Genomic DNA, 16,702 nt, shown 5'->3' on the forward strand with positions numbered 1-16,702 from the left:
TTCTTTCGGGCGGCTCGCACCCGCCCGAATTTTTTTTATTATTTAGTTGACATCAGTATTAGAAATATGATAAATTATCTACTGTTGTTGCACGGAGGAATACCCAAGTCCGGCTGAAGGGATCGGTCTTGAAAACCGACAGGCGGGTTAAACCGCGCGGGGGTTCGAATCCCTCTTCCTCCGCCATATATCTATAATCGCGCATAAAAACTGGAGATAAAAATTCGTTACAAGTAATTGTAGCGAATTTTTTTTTTGCGAAATCACTCATTATCCTTTTATACACAAAAAAAGCACATACTGGTTACCCAATATGTGCCTTTGCAGTATATAATATCTCAGTTAATTTCGTCTCAACCTCCAGGCAGACTCTCTTGGCATCCGCCTCACTGTTGACAACGTCGGTATTATCCATATTAATAACTAACACTTCACTGGCATCGTACCGTTCCATGACCCATTCGTCATAGCCCTTCCACACCTCAAAATAATATTCCTTCAACTCAGGATTGATTTCAAAGCTGCGGCCTCGGGCCATAATCCGGTCAAGTACAGTTTCAAAGGAGCCTTTCAAGTAAACCATTAAATCCGGCGCCTTTTTTGGAAGCTGTGCTAATTCTTCCATCATGTTATCCACGAGCTCTTCATAAATTTTAAATTCAAGTTCAGAAATTCTGCCTAAATTTTTATTTACATAAGCAAAATACCAATCTTCATAGATGGAACGATCCTGGATGGTGTAGATAGGATTTCTCCAGTTGATGGAGTCCTTCACAGTTTTAAAGCGTTTGTTTAAGAAAAATAATTGCAGTAAGAAGGGAATTCTTTTTGCATCCAATTCTTCCTGAGTTAATTCATAATAAAGCGGAAGGATTGGATTATCATCGACAGCTTCATAAAATACCTTGCTGTCAATCCCTTTATGTTGAAAGTGTGCCTTTAACATGTCGGCAACACTTGTTTTCCCAAGACCGATCATACCACCAATAACGATGCTCACGAACATCCCCCTGTTCTTAAAGTGTTTGTCCAACTGGCTGATTTTAATGCAGATGATAATTTTCCAATAATAAACTCCAGATCGTGTTCGTTTTTAACGAAATCCAAATCATCGCCGTTAAAGCGAAGAACGGGTATTTCTGGATGTTCCTTTTCGAACAGCGCTATGGTTTGTTCATAATCCAGCGAAAGCTGTTTTAAGTAAAGCGGGCTGATATTTTTTTCAACTTCACGGCCTCTGAGCTTTATCCGGTTTAACAGCGTATCGAGGCTGGCATTTAAATAAATGATGACGTTGGGCTTTGGCATATCTTCTGTTAAGATTTGATAAATCTTGTAATATTTATTATACTCTTCGCTATTTAAAGTCCTTTGAGCAAAAATCAAATTTTTAAATATATGATAATCAGCAACCACTGCTTTATTTTTGCTTAAGTAATGGGTGTTGATATCCCCTAATTGTTTAAAGCGATTGCAGAGAAAAAACATTTCCGTTTGGAAACTCCATTCCTCGATATTTTCATAAAACTTTCCTAAAAACGGATTTTCGTCAACAATCTCTTTTAATAGCGCGAATTGAAATTGTTCTGAAATGGCTTTGGCTAGAGATGTTTTTCCTACACCAATCGGCCCTTCAACCGTAATAAAGGGTATCTCCCCCATTTGAATCCTCCTTCTCCAGCTGCTGAGATATTCTATATGTTATGACGAACGATGTCTGACAATCGATGTCAAAAGCGACATTATTTTTACATGTCTAGCTCCAGCGCCCTAGCGGCTAGTGTCCTTCGCTCTCCGCCCTACGATAAGTCAACATCGAATCGCCTTCGGCTCTTCGTGTTTCCTTTATCTTGGTTGGAGCGCTCCAGGCCATACGCCGCTGACCAGGGCGCTTACGCTTTTCGACAGTGCAAAGAATATTTTATCATAATCTACTACAGGAAGGGATATGGAATTTTTTAATATTTCTTAAGAAAAGTGTTGATTTGCGCTCAAATTATCAAAGATACAAACCAATTCCGTTTTTTGTTGCCTATAAAAAAAACTGCCGAGAGGTCGGCAGTTAGGTTCCACGTTTGGTGACGTTGAAGTTATCGACAATCAGCAGCCAGTTCTGCGGGAAGGCCAGGCCCAGCTTCCAGTAGCTCATCCCTCTTAAATTTAATTCTTTAATTAAGTCAAATTTAGCTTGAATCGAGCGGGCATCTTCAAACCAAACCTCATGCTGTTTACCGGAGGCATCGTTATATTTGAAAAACGGCGCTTGTGCCTTTGTGTCGTATTGAATAGGAACATGGTGGCTGGCGGCAAGCTGAATCGCCTGCTGCGGACTGACGGCTTTGGCAATCGTTCCTTGAACAAATGGAAGGGTCCAATCATAGCCATATAAATTTTGCCCCATTAAAATTTTGGTGGAGGGCATTTCGGAAATTGCATATTCCAAAACCTTTCTTACTTGATCAATAGGGGAAACGGCCATTGCCGGGCCGCCGCTGTAGCCCCACTCATAGGTCATGATGACAACAAAGTCAGAGATTTCTCCATGTGCCTTATAATCATGGGCTTCATACCATAACCCCTTTTGTCCGCGGCTCGTTTTCGGAGCAAGTGCTGTTGACATCAGCCAGCCTTCTCTCTGGAAGCGCTGCTTAGCCTTTCGCAGAAAACGGTTATAGGCCTCACGGTCGGCCGGGCGTAAAAACTCAAAATCAAAGTGAATATCACGGAATCCATATTTTTTTGCTGTCGTGACAATATTGTTTAAGAATTTGTCCTGTATCGCGATGTCATTAAGCAGAATTCTCCCTAACTCATCACTAAACTGATCATTTTCTTGGTTATTAATGACCATCATTAAGACGTTGCGGTTGGCTTTGGCGATAGCGGGAAACTGGTTCAGCAAAGGTTCTTTCAAAGTACCATCACGGCGTGCTTGAAAGCTAAAAGGGGCTAAATAAGTAAGATAAGGTGCTGCTTCGCGTGCGCTGTTTTCTAGAACAGGTGCAACGGTGGTGCCACGTGGTTCAACATAGGCATTGAACTCCGCATTTCGCTTTTTCCCTTGGGGAATGTAAAGTCTGAGGCCGACATATAATGGCTGGTTGACGGGAATCCGATTAATAGAAGCTAACTGCTGATATGGGACACCAAACTTCTGGCCGATTGAGTATAAGGTATCACCCTGCTGAACGAAATAAAAGCGGCCGATAATCGGAATAACAATGGCTTGCCCGATGACAAGATTATTCGGGTTTGGCAGGTCATTTGCCTCGGTAATCTCGTTTACAGTTGTATGATAAGTTTGTGCAATCGTCGTTAGTGTTTCGTTTTGCTTTACAATGTGAATTTGCATATACATCCCTCCTAAAACACAAATACGCTACAACCATTCTATGAGGACGGAGGAGGATTCATGATATAATGATGATAAATTTCATGACTGCTCGGTTCAATCCTAGCTTTTAACACATTTTTCATCATAGTTAAGGCATATTGATTGTCATCCTCAGAGACAGAAGCAAGACAATCGGAGGGCACCAGCAGTTCAAATTCCCTCATATAGGCATCGTTAGCGGTAAATAAAACACAAATATTTCCGGCGATTCCGGTTAAAACAAGGGTGTCCACTTTTAATTGATGAAGTAAAGTATTAAGAGCCGTTCCGTAAAAGGCCGAATGCTTCGGCTTAATTAAAAAGTAATCATCTTCCCCGGGCAGCAATTGGTTCATAATTGGGTCGCTATATCTATTACTGCAATATTGAATGATTTTTTGGTAGTCGGCCTGCCATAAATTATAATGGTCATTGATAAAAATGACCGGCAGCTTCACTTGGTTAAATTGATCCTTAAGTCTGTTGATAGACTGAGAAATTAGCCTTGCTTTTTGTGCTAAAACAGAACCTCCGGGGAAATCAAAATTGTTAATCATGTCAATAATGATAAGGGCAGTTTTCGGTTTCTTCATACCTGTCTCTCCTTTTTCCTATGTGGGGAAGGTGTCATTTTATTATCCTAAATTATTTACCCATCTAAAGGCGGTTTATGCTAAATGAACGTACAAGATGAACTTTTTATGAAAGAAGCGATAAAAGAAGCCGAAAAAGCTCAAGACTTAAATGAGGTGCCAATCGGGGCAGTGCTTGTTCATGAAGAAAAGATTATTTCCCGGGCACATAATTTACGGGAAAGTGAGCAAAACGCCATCGCCCATGCAGAACTGTTAGCGATTGATAAGGCCTGCAGGGAAATGGGTTCTTGGCGGCTGGAGGACACAACCCTGTATGTCACGCTGGAGCCGTGTCCGATGTGTTCCGGTGCAATTATTTTATCCAGAGTTAAAAGGGTGGTTTATGGTGCCAGCGATCCGAAAGGCGGCTGTGCCGGCACGCTGATGAACCTATTAGAAGACGAGCGCTTTAACCATCAAAGTGAGGTTGAAAAAGGGGTGCTTGAAAAAGAATGCGGCGAGCTGCTGTCAAACTTCTTCAAAAAAATCCGCGAGCGAAAAAAGCTCGATAAGAAGAAGCGGCAATTTGATAGTATTACAAAAATTGACAGTGAATAACGATTGCTTTTTTCCCAGATTGTTTGTATACTAAAAAGGCGTCAGATAAGACGCATTGAAAATTTGGTATCAACTTTGCCGTGCTAGGTGGGGAGGTAGCGGTGCCCTGTACCCGCAATCCGCTCTAGCGGGACTGAATCCCTTCCTGAGGCTGATATCCTGTAGGGCCAGCCTTAAGTAAGTGGTGTTGACGCCTGGGTCCTGCGCAATGGGAATCCATGAACCATGTCAGGTCCGGAAGGAAGCAGCATTAAGTGGACGCTCTCATGTGCCGCAGGGGTGCCTGGGCCGAGCTAACTGCTTAAGTAACGCCTATGGGTGTCAGTCGAAGGAAGGTGCACGGCAGTTATTACATATTGCCTAAATTAAACTCATCTCAGAATATTGAGATGAGTTTTTTTGTGAACTCTTTGGAAAATAGTACATAGATAAGTTATAATAGATAAGATGAAAAAATTTGAAGGAGGCGGTGTCTAGTGGCTTATCAAGCTTTATATCGTGTTTGGCGTCCGCAGACATTTTTTGATGTGGTGGGACAAGAACATGTCACGAAGACATTGCAAAATGCCTTACTTCAGCAAAAAATTTCTCATGCTTACCTCTTCTCTGGACCAAGAGGAACAGGGAAGACAAGTGCGGCGAAAATATTAGCAAAGGCGATTAACTGTGAGCAAGCACCGGTTTCTGAGCCGTGCAATCAGTGTCCATCCTGCCTTGGCATTACAAATGGAACGATTCCGGATGTCCTGGAATTTGACGCTGCCTCTAACTCAAGAGTAGAAGAGATGCGGGATGTTCTCGATAAGGTGAGATTTGCTCCAACTGCGGTCAAATATAAGGTGTACATTATTGACGAGGTGCATATGCTGTCAATCAGCGCCTTTAATGCTTTGCTAAAAACATTGGAAGAACCGCCGAAGCATGTCATCTTTATCTTAGCAACAACTGAACCGCATAAAATACCGTTGACGATTATCTCCAGATGCCAGCGCTTTGATTTTAGAAGAATTACCGCAGACTCAATTGTTGGCCGGATGAAACTAATTGCCGATGAATCCGGGATAGATTGTGACGAGCGGGCATTGCAAATGATTGCGAGAGCTGCTGAAGGCGGAATGCGGGATGCCCTCAGTTTATTGGACCAAGCTATTTCTTACAGCCAGGAACGGGTGACGCTTGAAGATGCACTGACCGTAACGGGAGCTGTATCGCAAGGCTTTTTAAATAAAATGGCTAGAGCAATCAAAGAAAAAGATGTTGTCAGCGGCTTAGAATCATTAGATGAGCTTCTGTTTCATGGGAAAGACCCGGCACGTTTTATTGAGGACCTTATCTTATTTTACCGCGATATGCTTCTTTATAAAGCGGCGCCGAAGCTTGAGGAATCTCTCGAAAGAGTCATGCTTGATGATGATTTCCGGCAAATGGCCGAAGAGGTTCCGATTGAGGAAATCTATCAGCTGATAGACCTGCTGAATAAAACACAGCAGGATATGCGCTGGACGAACCACCCAAGGATATTCCTTGAGGTAGCGATTGTTAAACTGTGTCAATTAGAAGCAAGACAGCCGGTTCAGCTTCAATCAGGGGCAATGGAACCGTTACTTGCAAAGATTGAGCAGCTTGAACATGAACTGCAGCAATTAAAAACATCAGGTGTTTCTCAAGCTGCCCATGAGCCGGCACCACAGCCGCAGAAATCTGCCCATCGGTCATCAAGAAATACCTTTCAGCCGCAGGTTGGAAAAATTAATGAAGTGTTAAAGCAAGCTACAAAAAGTGATTTAAGCGTGGTAAAAGCAAATTGGGGCGAAATGCGAGGGGGCCTATTAAAGTCTCACGCTGCCTTATTAAATGAAGCAGAACCGGTTGCCGCTTCGGCTGCAGCCATTATAATAAAATTTAAGCATGAAATGATTTGCCAGATGGCGATGAACCGAAATGATTTTCTTGAAGCGGTCACAGCTTCATTATTGAAATTAACATCAAAGCATTTCTTATTATTGGGTGTGCCGGAAGAGCAATGGCTTTCAATACGGGAAGAGTTCCTGCATAATAACCAGCAAAGTGAAGACGGCACCCCGAGTGAGTCAGCCCGAGAGGAAGAACCACATATTGCAGAAGCAAAGAAATTATTTGGTGCTGAATTTGTTGAAATTATTGATTAGGCAAAGGTAATTAAAAGCTTTAGCTTGATCGTTATTAAAATTAATAAAACGACGGAGGTAAAATGAATGATGCGTGGCGGAATGGGAAATATGCAAAATATGATGAAACAAATGCAGAAAATGCAAAAGAAAATGGCAGAGGCACAGGAACAATTAGGAGAAGAGAAAATTGTAGGAACAGCTGGCGGCGGTATTGTAACTGTCACCGTAACTGGCCATAAAGAAGTAGTCGATGTTCTAATCAAGCCAGAAGCGGTAGATCCTGATGATGTCGAAATGCTTCAAGATCTTGTATTGGCCGCTGTTAATGATGCCCTAAAAAAGGCTGATGAATTGACAAATAATACAATGGGACAATTTACAAAGGGATTAAACCTGCCATTTTAATAAGAAAAGCGGAAACCACAATTAAAATAAAGCAAAAGTGCCTGCAAATTCCATTTTGTACATTGGCACTTTTGCTTTTTTGAGGAGAAATTAATAATGCATTATCCAGAACCAATCTCAAAGTTAATTGATAGTTTTATGAAGCTGCCGGGGATTGGCCCGAAAACAGCTGCCCGGCTGGCTTTTTATGTTTTAAGCATGAAGGAAGATACGGTGCTCGATTTTGCAAAGGCACTCGTAAATGCCAAGCGCAATTTAACGTATTGCTCTGTCTGCGGCCATATTACCGACCAAGACCCATGCTACATTTGTGAAGACCAGCGCCGGGATAAGAGTATCATATGTGTCGTACAGGATCCAAAAGATGTGATTGCGATGGAAAAAATGAAGGAATATAACGGTTTATATCATGTATTGCATGGGGCGATCTCCCCTATGGACGGCATTGGTCCTGAGGATATTAATATCCCAGATCTCTTGAAACGCCTGCAGGATGAAACCGTCCAAGAAGTAGTGTTAGCAACGAATCCCAATATTGAAGGCGAAGCGACAGCTATGTATATCTCCCGTTTAATCAAACCATCAGGAATTAAAACAACAAGAATTGCTCATGGACTGCCGGTCGGCGGGGACCTTGAATATGCGGATGAGGTAACACTATCAAAAGCGCTAGAGGGCCGTCGGGAATTATAGCGAAAAATATGAATAGATTTTTCGGAGGTAGCAGGTATGTTTTTTCGGCGCAAAGAGCGGCTTCGAAAAGAATTTGATGAAAAATTGTTATTTCAGTTGAATAAATGTAAGGAATATTGGCAGCAGGAAAAAGCATTGTTAGAAAAAAGCTTTGACCCGTCAGAGGAAGTCATTTGCCAAACAAAAATAGCAGAAGCGAAATACATTTTTCTATTAAGAGAAGCGAAACAAAGAAAAATTTCATTAATCCGATAAGGAAAACGTGTTTTTGAAGTGGGGATTTCATCTTTACTGCTGGTGGAAGAGACTTTCGATAAAGCCTGAGCATCTTGCTCGGGTTTTTTTAATTAGGTCTATTTAGGATAACTTGTACATATCTTGAAAGTAAAGTGACTTTGGAGGGGGGATCGCTCTCTTGGAACCAATCATTGTAATATCTGTTCTCGGCGGACTTGTTGTTTTAATGTTACTTTTCGGAGCTCCATTTAAACCGGCTCGTTTTGTCGGCCAAGCAGCCATAAAAATGATCATTGGGGCATTATTTTTATTTTTCTTAAATGTGGGCGGTAATCAATATGGAATACATGTCCCGATCAATTTTGCAACATCTGCCGTTTCTGGCTTTCTTGGAATACCCGGTTTATTTGCACTAGTTGCCATTCAACAATGGGTTATCTAATGATCAAACCGCAGTTAACTGCGGTTTTTCTTTTGTGTATGGAATAAAAAAAGTGGTTACAATATTTTTTTGAGAAAAGGTATTGACCACCTCGTGTAAATCATGTAATATATTAAAAGTCGTCACCACGACAAACAACTGACATTTGAAAAGTGTTGACATAAACAACTTCAAATGTTATATTAATAAAGTCGTTCTTTGAAAACTAAACAAACAAAAACGTCAACAAACAATAATTATTCATCTCTTTATGAGATGAAGCCAACGTAACATTTATGAGCTAATCAACTTTCTTGGAGAGTTTGATCCTGGCTCAGGACGAACGCTGGCGGCGTGCCTAATACATGCAAGTCGAGCGAACTTGCGGGAGCTTGCTCCCAAAAGTTAGCGGCGGACGGGTGAGTAACACGTGGGCAACCTGCCTGTAAGACTGGGATAACTTCGGGAAACCGGAGCTAATACCGGATAATTCTTATCAACACATGTTGATAAGCTGAAAGTCGGTTTCGGCTGACACTTACAGATGGGCCCGCGGCGCATTAGCTAGTTGGTGAGGTAACGGCTCACCAAGGCAACGATGCGTAGCCGACCTGAGAGGGTGATCGGCCACACTGGGACTGAGACACGGCCCAGACTCCTACGGGAGGCAGCAGTAGGGAATCTTCCACAATGGACGAAAGTCTGATGGAGCAACGCCGCGTGAGCGATGAAGGCCTTCGGGTCGTAAAGCTCTGTTGTTAGGGAAGAACAAGTATCGGAGTAACTGCCGGTACCTTGACGGTACCTAACCAGAAAGCCACGGCTAACTACGTGCCAGCAGCCGCGGTAATACGTAGGTGGCAAGCGTTGTCCGGAATTATTGGGCGTAAAGCGCGCGCAGGCGGTCCTTTAAGTCTGATGTGAAAGCCCACGGCTCAACCGTGGAGGGTCATTGGAAACTGGGGGACTTGAGTGCAGAAGAGGAAAGCGGAATTCCACGTGTAGCGGTGAAATGCGTAGAGATGTGGAGGAACACCAGTGGCGAAGGCGGCTTTCTGGTCTGTAACTGACGCTGAGGCGCGAAAGCGTGGGGAGCAAACAGGATTAGATACCCTGGTAGTCCACGCCGTAAACGATGAGTGCTAAGTGTTAGAGGGTTTCCGCCCTTTAGTGCTGCAGCTAACGCATTAAGCACTCCGCCTGGGGAGTACGGCCGCAAGGCTGAAACTCAAAGGAATTGACGGGGGCCCGCACAAGCGGTGGAGCATGTGGTTTAATTCGAAGCAACGCGAAGAACCTTACCAGGTCTTGACATCCTCTGACACTCCTAGAGATAGGACTTTCCCCTTCGGGGGACAGAGTGACAGGTGGTGCATGGTTGTCGTCAGCTCGTGTCGTGAGATGTTGGGTTAAGTCCCGCAACGAGCGCAACCCTTGATCTTAGTTGCCAGCATTCAGTTGGGCACTCTAAGGTGACTGCCGGTGACAAACCGGAGGAAGGTGGGGATGACGTCAAATCATCATGCCCCTTATGACCTGGGCTACACACGTGCTACAATGGATGGTACAAAGGGCTGCAAAACCGCAAGGTCTAGCCAATCCCATAAAACCATTCTCAGTTCGGATTGCAGGCTGCAACTCGCCTGCATGAAGCCGGAATCGCTAGTAATCGCGGATCAGCATGCCGCGGTGAATACGTTCCCGGGCCTTGTACACACCGCCCGTCACACCACGAGAGTTTGTAACACCCGAAGTCGGTGGGGTAACCGTAAGGAGCCAGCCGCCTAAGGTGGGACAGATGATTGGGGTGAAGTCGTAACAAGGTAGCCGTATCGGAAGGTGCGGCTGGATCACCTCCTTTCTAAGGATATAAGCTGGACATATGAGCCAGACAATAAAAGTTTGTTTGATTGTTTCTTGTTTGTTTAGTTTTGAGGGAGCAATTTTCTCTCAAAGCTTTTTTATTCGTTCTTTGAAAACTAGATAATCGTATAGAAGAAGAAACCAAGTAAGAACCGAGTATCGCCATTTTAGTTTTTCTCTCTAAATTTAGAGTAAAACCTTTTAGGTTAAGTTAGAAAGGGCGCACGGTGGATGCCTTGGCACTAGGAGCCGATGAAGGACGGGACTAACACCGATATGCTTCGGGGAGCTGTAAGTAAGCTTTGATCCGGAGATTTCCGAATGGGGGAACCCACTGCTCGTAATGGAGCAGTATCTTTACCTGAATACATAGGGTATTGAAGGCAGACCCGGGGAACTGAAACATCTAAGTACCCGGAGGAAGAGAAAGCAAACGCGATTCCCTAAGTAGCGGCGAGCGAAACGGGAACAGCCCAAACCGAAAGGCTTGCCTTTCGGGGTTGTAGGACACTCAACATGGAGTTACAAAGGAACGGGGTAGATGAAGCGACCTGGAAAGGTCCGCAATAGAAGGTAAAAGCCCTGTAGTCGAAACTTCGTTCCCTCCTGAGTGGATCCTGAGTACGGCCGGACACGTGAAATCCGGTCGGAAGCAGGGAGGACCATCTCCCAAGGCTAAATACTCCCTAGTGACCGATAGTGAACCAGTACCGTGAGGGAAAGGTGAAAAGCACCCCGGAAGGGGAGTGAAAGAGATCCTGAAACCGTGTGCCTACAAGTAGTCAAAGCCCGTTTATGGGTAATGGCGTGCCTTTTGTAGAATGAACCGGCGAGTTACGATTGCATGCAAGGTTAAGTTGAAGAGACGGAGCCGCAGCGAAAGCGAGTCTGAATAGGGCGAATATAGTATGTAGTCGTAGACCCGAAACCAGGTGATCTACCCATGTCCAGGGTGAAGTCCAGGTAACACTGGATGGAGGCCCGAACCCACGCACGTTGAAAAGTGCGGGGATGAGGTGTGGGTAGCGGAGAAATTCCAATCGAACTTGGAGATAGCTGGTTCTCTCCGAAATAGCTTTAGGGCTAGCCTCACGTTGTTAGAGTCTTGGAGGTAGAGCACTGTTTGGACTAGGGGCCCTCATCGGGTTACCGAATTCAGACAAACTCCGAATGCCAAAGACTTATCCGTGGGAGTCAGACTGCGAGTGATAAGATCCGTAGTCAAAAGGGAAACAGCCCAGACCACCAGCTAAGGTCCCAAAGTATACGTTAAGTGGAAAAGGATGTGGAGTTGCTTAGACAACCAGGATGTTGGCTTAGAAGCAGCCACCATTTAAAGAGTGCGTAATAGCTCACTGGTCGAGTGACTCTGCGCCGAAAATGTACCGGGGCTAAACGTATCACCGAAGCTGTGGATTGACATCTACGATGTCAGTGGTAGGAGAGCGTTCTAAGGGCGTTGAAGCTGGACCGTAAGGACCGGTGGAGCGCTTAGAAGTGAGAATGCCGGTATGAGTAGCGAAAGATGAGTGAGAATCTCATCCACCGAATGCCTAAGGTTTCCTGAGGAAGGCTCGTCCGCTCAGGGTTAGTCGGGACCTAAGCCGAGGCCGAAAGGCGTAGGCGATGGACAACAGGTTGATATTCCTGTACCACCTCTTTATCGTTTGAGTGATGGGGGGACGCAGGAGGATAGGGTAAGCGCGCTGCTGGTTATGCGCGTCTAAGCAGTTAGGCTGATGAATAGGAAAATCCGTTCATCGTAAAGGCTGAGCTGTGATAGCGAGGGAATTATAGTACCGAAGTTCCTGATTCCACACTGCCAAGAAAAGCCTCTAGCGAGATAAAAGGTGCCCGTACCGCAAACCGACACAGGTAGGCGAGGAGAGAATCCTAAGGTGAGCGAGAGAACTCTCGTTAAGGAACTCGGCAAAATGACCCCGTAACTTCGGGAGAAGGGGTGCTTATTGAGGTGCATAGCCTCGATGAGCCGCAGTGAATAGGCCCAGGCGACTGTTTAGCAAAAACACAGGTCTCTGCGAAGCCGCAAGGCGAAGTATAGGGGCTGACGCCTGCCCGGTGCTGGAAGGTTAAGAGGAGGGGTTAGCTCACGCGAAGCTCTGAATCGAAGCCCCAGTAAACGGCGGCCGTAACTATAACGGTCCTAAGGTAGCGAAATTCCTTGTCGGGTAAGTTCCGACCCGCACGAAAGGCGTAACGATCTGGGCACTGTCTCAACGAGAGACTCGGTGAAATTATAGTACCTGTGAAGATGCAGGTTACCCGCGACAGGACGGAAAGACCCCATGGAGCTTTACTGTAGCCTGATATTGAATTTTGGTACAGCTTGTACAGGATAGGTAGGAGCCTGAGAAGCCGGAGCGCCAGCTTCGGTGGAGGCGTCGGTGGGATACTACCCTGGCTGTATTGAAATTCTAACCCTCACCCCTGATCGGGGTGGGAGACAGTGTCAGGTGGGCAGTTTGACTGGGGCGGTCGCCTCCTAAAATGTAACGGAGGCGCCCAAAGGTTCCCTCAGAATGGTTGGAAATCATTCGCAGAGTGTAAAGGCACAAGGGAGCTTGACTGCGAGACCTACAAGTCGAGCAGGGACGAAAGTCGGGCTTAGTGATCCGGTGGTTCCGCATGGAAGGGCCATCGCTCAACGGATAAAAGCTACCCTGGGGATAACAGGCTTATCTCCCCCAAGAGTCCACATCGACGGGGAGGTTTGGCACCTCGATGTCGGCTCATCGCATCCTGGGGCTGTAGTCGGTCCCAAGGGTTGGGCTGTTCGCCCATTAAAGCGGTACGCGAGCTGGGTTCAGAACGTCGTGAGACAGTTCGGTCCCTATCCGTCGTGGGCGCAGGAAATTTGAGAGGAGCTGTCCTTAGTACGAGAGGACCGGGATGGACGCACCGCTGGTGTACCAGTTGTCTTGCCAAAGGCATCGCTGGGTAGCTATGTGCGGACGGGATAAGTGCTGAAAGCATCTAAGCATGAAGCCCCCCTCAAGATGAGATTTCCCATAGCGTCAAGCTAGTAAGATCCCTGAAAGATGATCAGGTTGATAGGTCAGAGGTGGAAGCATGGTGACATGTGGAGCTGACTGATACTAATCGATCGAGGACTTAACCAAGTCAATAATAGTAGCGAACTCATTCTTACGAATCTTCTTCTGTATTATCTAGTTTTGAGGGAATGAACCTCAAATATTATAGTCCGGCGGTGATGGCGAGAAGGTCACACCCGTTCCCATACCGAACACGGAAGTTAAGCTTCTCAGCGCCGATGGTAGTTGGGGCAAGCGCCCCTGTGAGAGTAGGACGCTGCCGGGCAGACAAAAAGACAATCTAAGACAGGTTGTCTTTTTTTATTTATAAAAATAAATCCTGTATAGACATACACCTAAACGGGGAATGCGACATAAAATAATCAGTGAGATCAATAGAAATGAACGTTCTGAAAATTGTATACAAATAAGAATAAACGGGAAGAATGGGTGTATGGAGGTGGAGAACTTGAGTTCAAATTTAGCACATAACCACTTTGAAGAAACATGTGTTATTTGTGAAAATCAAAAAGTAAAAGGAATACATCTATACACTTCTTTTATTTGTTCTGACTGTGAGCATGAGTTAATACAAACAGATACGAGTGACCCAAAATATAAATATTTCCTTAAACGTTTAAGGAAGGTGACAACGCCGGAAATCTTTTCGTAACAAAGTCCTTTAAAGGGCTTTATTTTTTTGCCATCTGAAATGAAAGCAGGCAAACCATTTTTTTGTTAAAATAGATAAGACTCTAAAAAGGAAGTAAAGAATATGGACAGGCAGTTAAAATTACCTTTAGTCAGTGCTTTAATAGAACATATAAATAAAAAACCGATTTCCTTTCATGTTCCTGGACATAAATATGGAACGACTTTTCCAAATTTAAGTGAACCCCTCCAATCCATTCTACAGCTTGATGTAACAGAGCTGTCGGGTTTAGATGATTTACATGAACCGGAAGGGGCTATATTAGAAGCAGAGAATCTTTTAGCGGAATTATTTCGGGTGGAAAAAAGCTATTTCCTTGTCAATGGCTCAACGTCAGGGAATTTGGCGATGATAATGGCGGCTTGTTCGGAGGATGATATTGTTCTTGTACAAAGAAATTGCCATAAATCAATTTTAAATGCCTTACAGCTGGTGAAGGCACAGCCAATATTTATTGAACCTGAGTACGACCCGGAAAAGAAAATGGCGGCAGGAATTAATGTCGATACCGTTAGAAAGGCGATCCATTTGTATCCACAAGCAAAGGCTGTTATTGTAACCTATCCTAATTATTATGGAATGATCTATGATTTACGGGGGATTATTAAAGAGGCACATCGTCATCATATCCCTGTTTTAGTGGATGAAGCTCATGGAGCGCATTTTATCATTGGCAGTCCGTTTCCGGATTCTGCTGTAACCATGGGGGCTGATATTGTCGTACAATCAGCACATAAGACATTACCGGCAATGACAATGGGGTCGTTTCTACACTTTAACAGTCAGTTTGTGGCTAATGAAAGGGTTAAGAAATATTTAGGAATATTTCAGTCCAGCAGCCCATCTTATCCGATTATGGCTTCACTCGATATTGCCAGACATTACATAGCTTCATATACCCAACAGGATAAAGACTATTTACTTAGAAGAATCACAGCCTTTAAGGAATACCTTTCAGAAATTCCCGCCATTAAGGTGATAGATTTTTTAAACGGGCAAGAGGGCGATCCGTTAAAGGTTATTATTCAGTCTAAAAGTCAATTAAACGGGTTTGAACTGCAAAGGGAATTAGAATTATATTCTATTTTTACAGAGATGGCAGATCCTCATAATGTGCTGCTTATTTTTCCACTATTAAAAAATGGACAAGATTACTCGTTGGAGAGGGCAGCAGAAGTGATGAAAGGGGTTACCGCCGGCCTTCCAACCATGGTTAGAAAAGAAGAGTATGTAAATGACGGCGAGCGGATTACCCGCCTTGCGCTTGATTATCAGCAGCTGTCAGAGCTTAAGATAGAGGAAATCACAATGGAACAATCGGCGGGAAGAATATGTGCGGAGCAAATTATCCCTTACCCGCCAGGAATTCCATTGCTTTTGCAGGGTGAAGAGATTACCGAGAGGAAGCTTATTCAACTTCGCCGCTTGCTGGAAACGGGGGCAAGATTTCAAGGCGGGGCTTTATTGAAAGAGGGGCATATAAAGGTTTTCACAGCTTAAGAATGACTAGTTTGGAGGTTTAGAAAATATGAGGCGTGGTATATTTATTACATTTGAAGGCCCTGATGGTGCTGGAAAGTCTACAATTATCAGCATGGTAGCTCGTCAGCTTAAAAACGCATTATTGACCAGAGAACCCGGAGGCATTGAAATAGCAGAGCAAATTCGTCGTGTAATTTTAGACAGGGAGAATACGGCGATGGACCCTCGGACAGAGGCATTGCTTTATGCGGCAGCAAGAAGACAGCACCTGGTGGAGCGGGTAAAGCCAGCGCTTGAGGAAGGAAAAATTGTTTTATGTGACCGCTTTGTTGACAGCTCGCTTGCCTATCAAGGCTATGCCCGCGGCTTGGGGATTGAGGAGGTTTGGACGATTAATCAATTTGCTATCGAGCAGATGATGCCGGATATAACCATTTATTTTGATATTGAGCCAGAAATAGGATTAAAAAGGATTAATCAAAATAAGGGCAGGGAGATTAATCGGTTGGACTTAGAGGATCTTGAATTTCATCAGAAGGTAAGGGAGGGATACCATATTCTGCTGGAGCGCTTTTCAAATAGGATGGTGAAAATCAATGCATCCGAATCGATTGAAGAAGTATTCCAGAAAACTCTTCAAATGATTGAAAAAAGATTAGCTGAAAAATAGCCTTTCTCATAAGGCTTTTTTTTTCATTCAAAGCAGTTGGTGAAACTGATATAATATAAGGAAAGGGAAAAACTAGAATCGGGAAATTAAAGGAGAGGGTGTTACGATGAAATTAATTATTGCTGTTGTTCAGGATCAGGATAGTAATCGTTTATCTAAGGCGCTGGTGGAAAACAATTTCCGTGCAACAAAGCTTGCCTCAACAGGCGGGTTCCTGAAATCTGGAAATACAACATTCATGATTGGTACAGAAGATATCCGGGTAGATCGTGCCTTGCAAATCATTAAAGAAAATTGCCGGGCAAGAGAACAGCTTGTTTCACCTGTTTCACCAATGGGAGGAAATGCCGACTCCTATGTTCCATATCCAGTAGAGGTTGAAGTAGGCGGAGCCACAGTATTCGTCCTCCCAATCGAGCAATTTTTACATTTCTAAAGTTAAGTGAGTGA

14 protein-coding genes, 1 tRNA gene, 3 rRNA genes and 1 other RNA gene are annotated in these 16,702 nt (G+C 44.3%); 15 read left to right on the top strand and 4 right to left on the bottom strand.

Going from position 1 to position 16,702, the window contains the following annotated elements:
• Positions 1-93 precede the first annotated feature (93 nt).
• Positions 94-186, top strand: a tRNA-Ser gene (locus tag A6749_RS12520).
• Positions 187-304: 118 nt separating this feature from the next.
• On the opposite strand, the gene A6749_RS12525 is transcribed toward A6749_RS12520, so the two are convergent.
• The 4 genes from A6749_RS12525 to A6749_RS12540 form a co-directional block, all read right to left on the bottom strand.
• Entirely contained in the window at positions 305-1,006 is a 702-nt protein-coding gene (locus tag A6749_RS12525; RefSeq protein WP_201787876.1) for a deoxynucleoside kinase, read from the bottom strand.
• On the bottom strand, positions 997-1,662 hold the full coding sequence (locus A6749_RS12530) for a deoxynucleoside kinase (protein WP_066389929.1): 666 nt from the start codon (positions 1,660-1,662) through the stop codon (positions 997-999). Before A6749_RS12530 ends, A6749_RS12525 begins: the two co-directional genes overlap by 10 nt.
• A gap of 400 nt (positions 1,663-2,062) precedes the next feature.
• Positions 2,063-3,352 carry a LysM peptidoglycan-binding domain-containing protein gene (locus A6749_RS12535; protein WP_066389930.1) on the bottom strand — a complete coding sequence of 430 codons (1,290 nt, stop codon included), beginning with the start codon at positions 3,350-3,352 and terminating at the stop codon, positions 2,063-2,065.
• A gap of 38 nt (positions 3,353-3,390) precedes the next feature.
• Entirely contained in the window at positions 3,391-3,966 is a 576-nt protein-coding gene (locus tag A6749_RS12540) for a cysteine hydrolase family protein (RefSeq protein WP_066389931.1), read from the bottom strand.
• Positions 3,967-4,050: 84 nt separating this feature from the next.
• Here A6749_RS12540 and tadA point away from each other — a divergent pair, with 84 nt between their 5' ends.
• The 14 genes from tadA to A6749_RS12610 all read left to right on the top strand — a co-directional run bounded on the left by tadA (position 4,051) and on the right by A6749_RS12610 (position 16,688).
• Positions 4,051-4,566 carry a tRNA adenosine(34) deaminase TadA gene (gene tadA / locus A6749_RS12545; protein WP_066389932.1) on the top strand — a complete coding sequence of 172 codons (516 nt, stop codon included), beginning with the start codon at positions 4,051-4,053 and terminating at the stop codon, positions 4,564-4,566.
• Positions 4,567-4,644: 78 nt separating this feature from the next.
• Positions 4,645-4,909, top strand: an RNA gene (gene ffs / locus A6749_RS12550) — signal recognition particle sRNA large type.
• Positions 4,910-5,042: 133 nt separating this feature from the next.
• Positions 5,043-6,734 carry a DNA polymerase III subunit gamma/tau gene (gene dnaX, locus A6749_RS12555; protein WP_066389933.1) on the top strand — a complete coding sequence of 564 codons (1,692 nt, stop codon included), beginning with the start codon at positions 5,043-5,045 and terminating at the stop codon, positions 6,732-6,734.
• Positions 6,735-6,800: 66 nt separating this feature from the next.
• Positions 6,801-7,121 (top strand): YbaB/EbfC family nucleoid-associated protein, encoded by a 321-nt coding sequence (locus A6749_RS12560; protein ID WP_174842901.1) that lies wholly within the window; start codon positions 6,801-6,803, stop codon positions 7,119-7,121.
• Between the two features lie 96 nt (positions 7,122-7,217).
• Positions 7,218-7,814, top strand: a complete 597-nt coding sequence (gene recR / locus A6749_RS12565; protein WP_066389934.1) for a recombination mediator RecR — start codon at positions 7,218-7,220, stop codon at positions 7,812-7,814.
• A 36-nt stretch (positions 7,815-7,850) separates the two neighbouring features.
• A complete protein-coding gene (locus tag A6749_RS12570) occupies positions 7,851-8,069 on the top strand; it encodes a YaaL family protein (protein ID WP_066389935.1) in 219 nt (72 codons plus the stop codon).
• A 160-nt stretch (positions 8,070-8,229) separates the two neighbouring features.
• A complete protein-coding gene (locus tag A6749_RS12575; RefSeq protein WP_066389936.1) occupies positions 8,230-8,493 on the top strand; it encodes a pro-sigmaK processing inhibitor BofA family protein in 264 nt (87 codons plus the stop codon).
• Positions 8,494-8,783: 290 nt separating this feature from the next.
• Positions 8,784-10,333: ribosomal RNA gene (locus tag A6749_RS12580) — 16S ribosomal RNA — on the top strand.
• A 206-nt stretch (positions 10,334-10,539) separates the two neighbouring features.
• Positions 10,540-13,475: ribosomal RNA gene (locus A6749_RS12585) — 23S ribosomal RNA — on the top strand.
• 82 nt (positions 13,476-13,557) lie between these two features.
• A 5S ribosomal RNA gene (gene rrf / locus A6749_RS12590) occupies positions 13,558-13,674 on the top strand.
• The 16S, 23S and 5S rRNA genes sit together here, the layout of an rRNA operon.
• 168 nt (positions 13,675-13,842) lie before the next feature.
• On the top strand, positions 13,843-14,061 hold the full coding sequence (locus tag A6749_RS12595) for a sigma factor G inhibitor Gin (RefSeq protein WP_084797820.1): 219 nt from the start codon (positions 13,843-13,845) through the stop codon (positions 14,059-14,061).
• Between the two features lie 102 nt (positions 14,062-14,163).
• Positions 14,164-15,600 carry an aminotransferase class I/II-fold pyridoxal phosphate-dependent enzyme gene (locus A6749_RS12600; protein WP_066389938.1) on the top strand — a complete coding sequence of 479 codons (1,437 nt, stop codon included), beginning with the start codon at positions 14,164-14,166 and terminating at the stop codon, positions 15,598-15,600.
• A 28-nt stretch (positions 15,601-15,628) separates the two neighbouring features.
• The gene (gene tmk / locus A6749_RS12605; RefSeq protein WP_066389939.1) at positions 15,629-16,252 is read left to right on the top strand and encodes a dTMP kinase; all 624 of its coding nucleotides are present in this window, start codon (positions 15,629-15,631) and stop codon (positions 16,250-16,252) included.
• A 106-nt stretch (positions 16,253-16,358) separates the two neighbouring features.
• Positions 16,359-16,688, top strand: a complete 330-nt coding sequence (locus A6749_RS12610; protein WP_066389940.1) for a cyclic-di-AMP receptor — start codon at positions 16,359-16,361, stop codon at positions 16,686-16,688.
• Positions 16,689-16,702: the final 14 nt, after the last annotated feature.

Source organism: Neobacillus mesonae (assembly GCF_001636315.1).
GTDB classification, from domain to species: domain Bacteria; phylum Bacillota; class Bacilli; order Bacillales; family Cytobacillaceae; genus Neobacillus; species Neobacillus mesonae.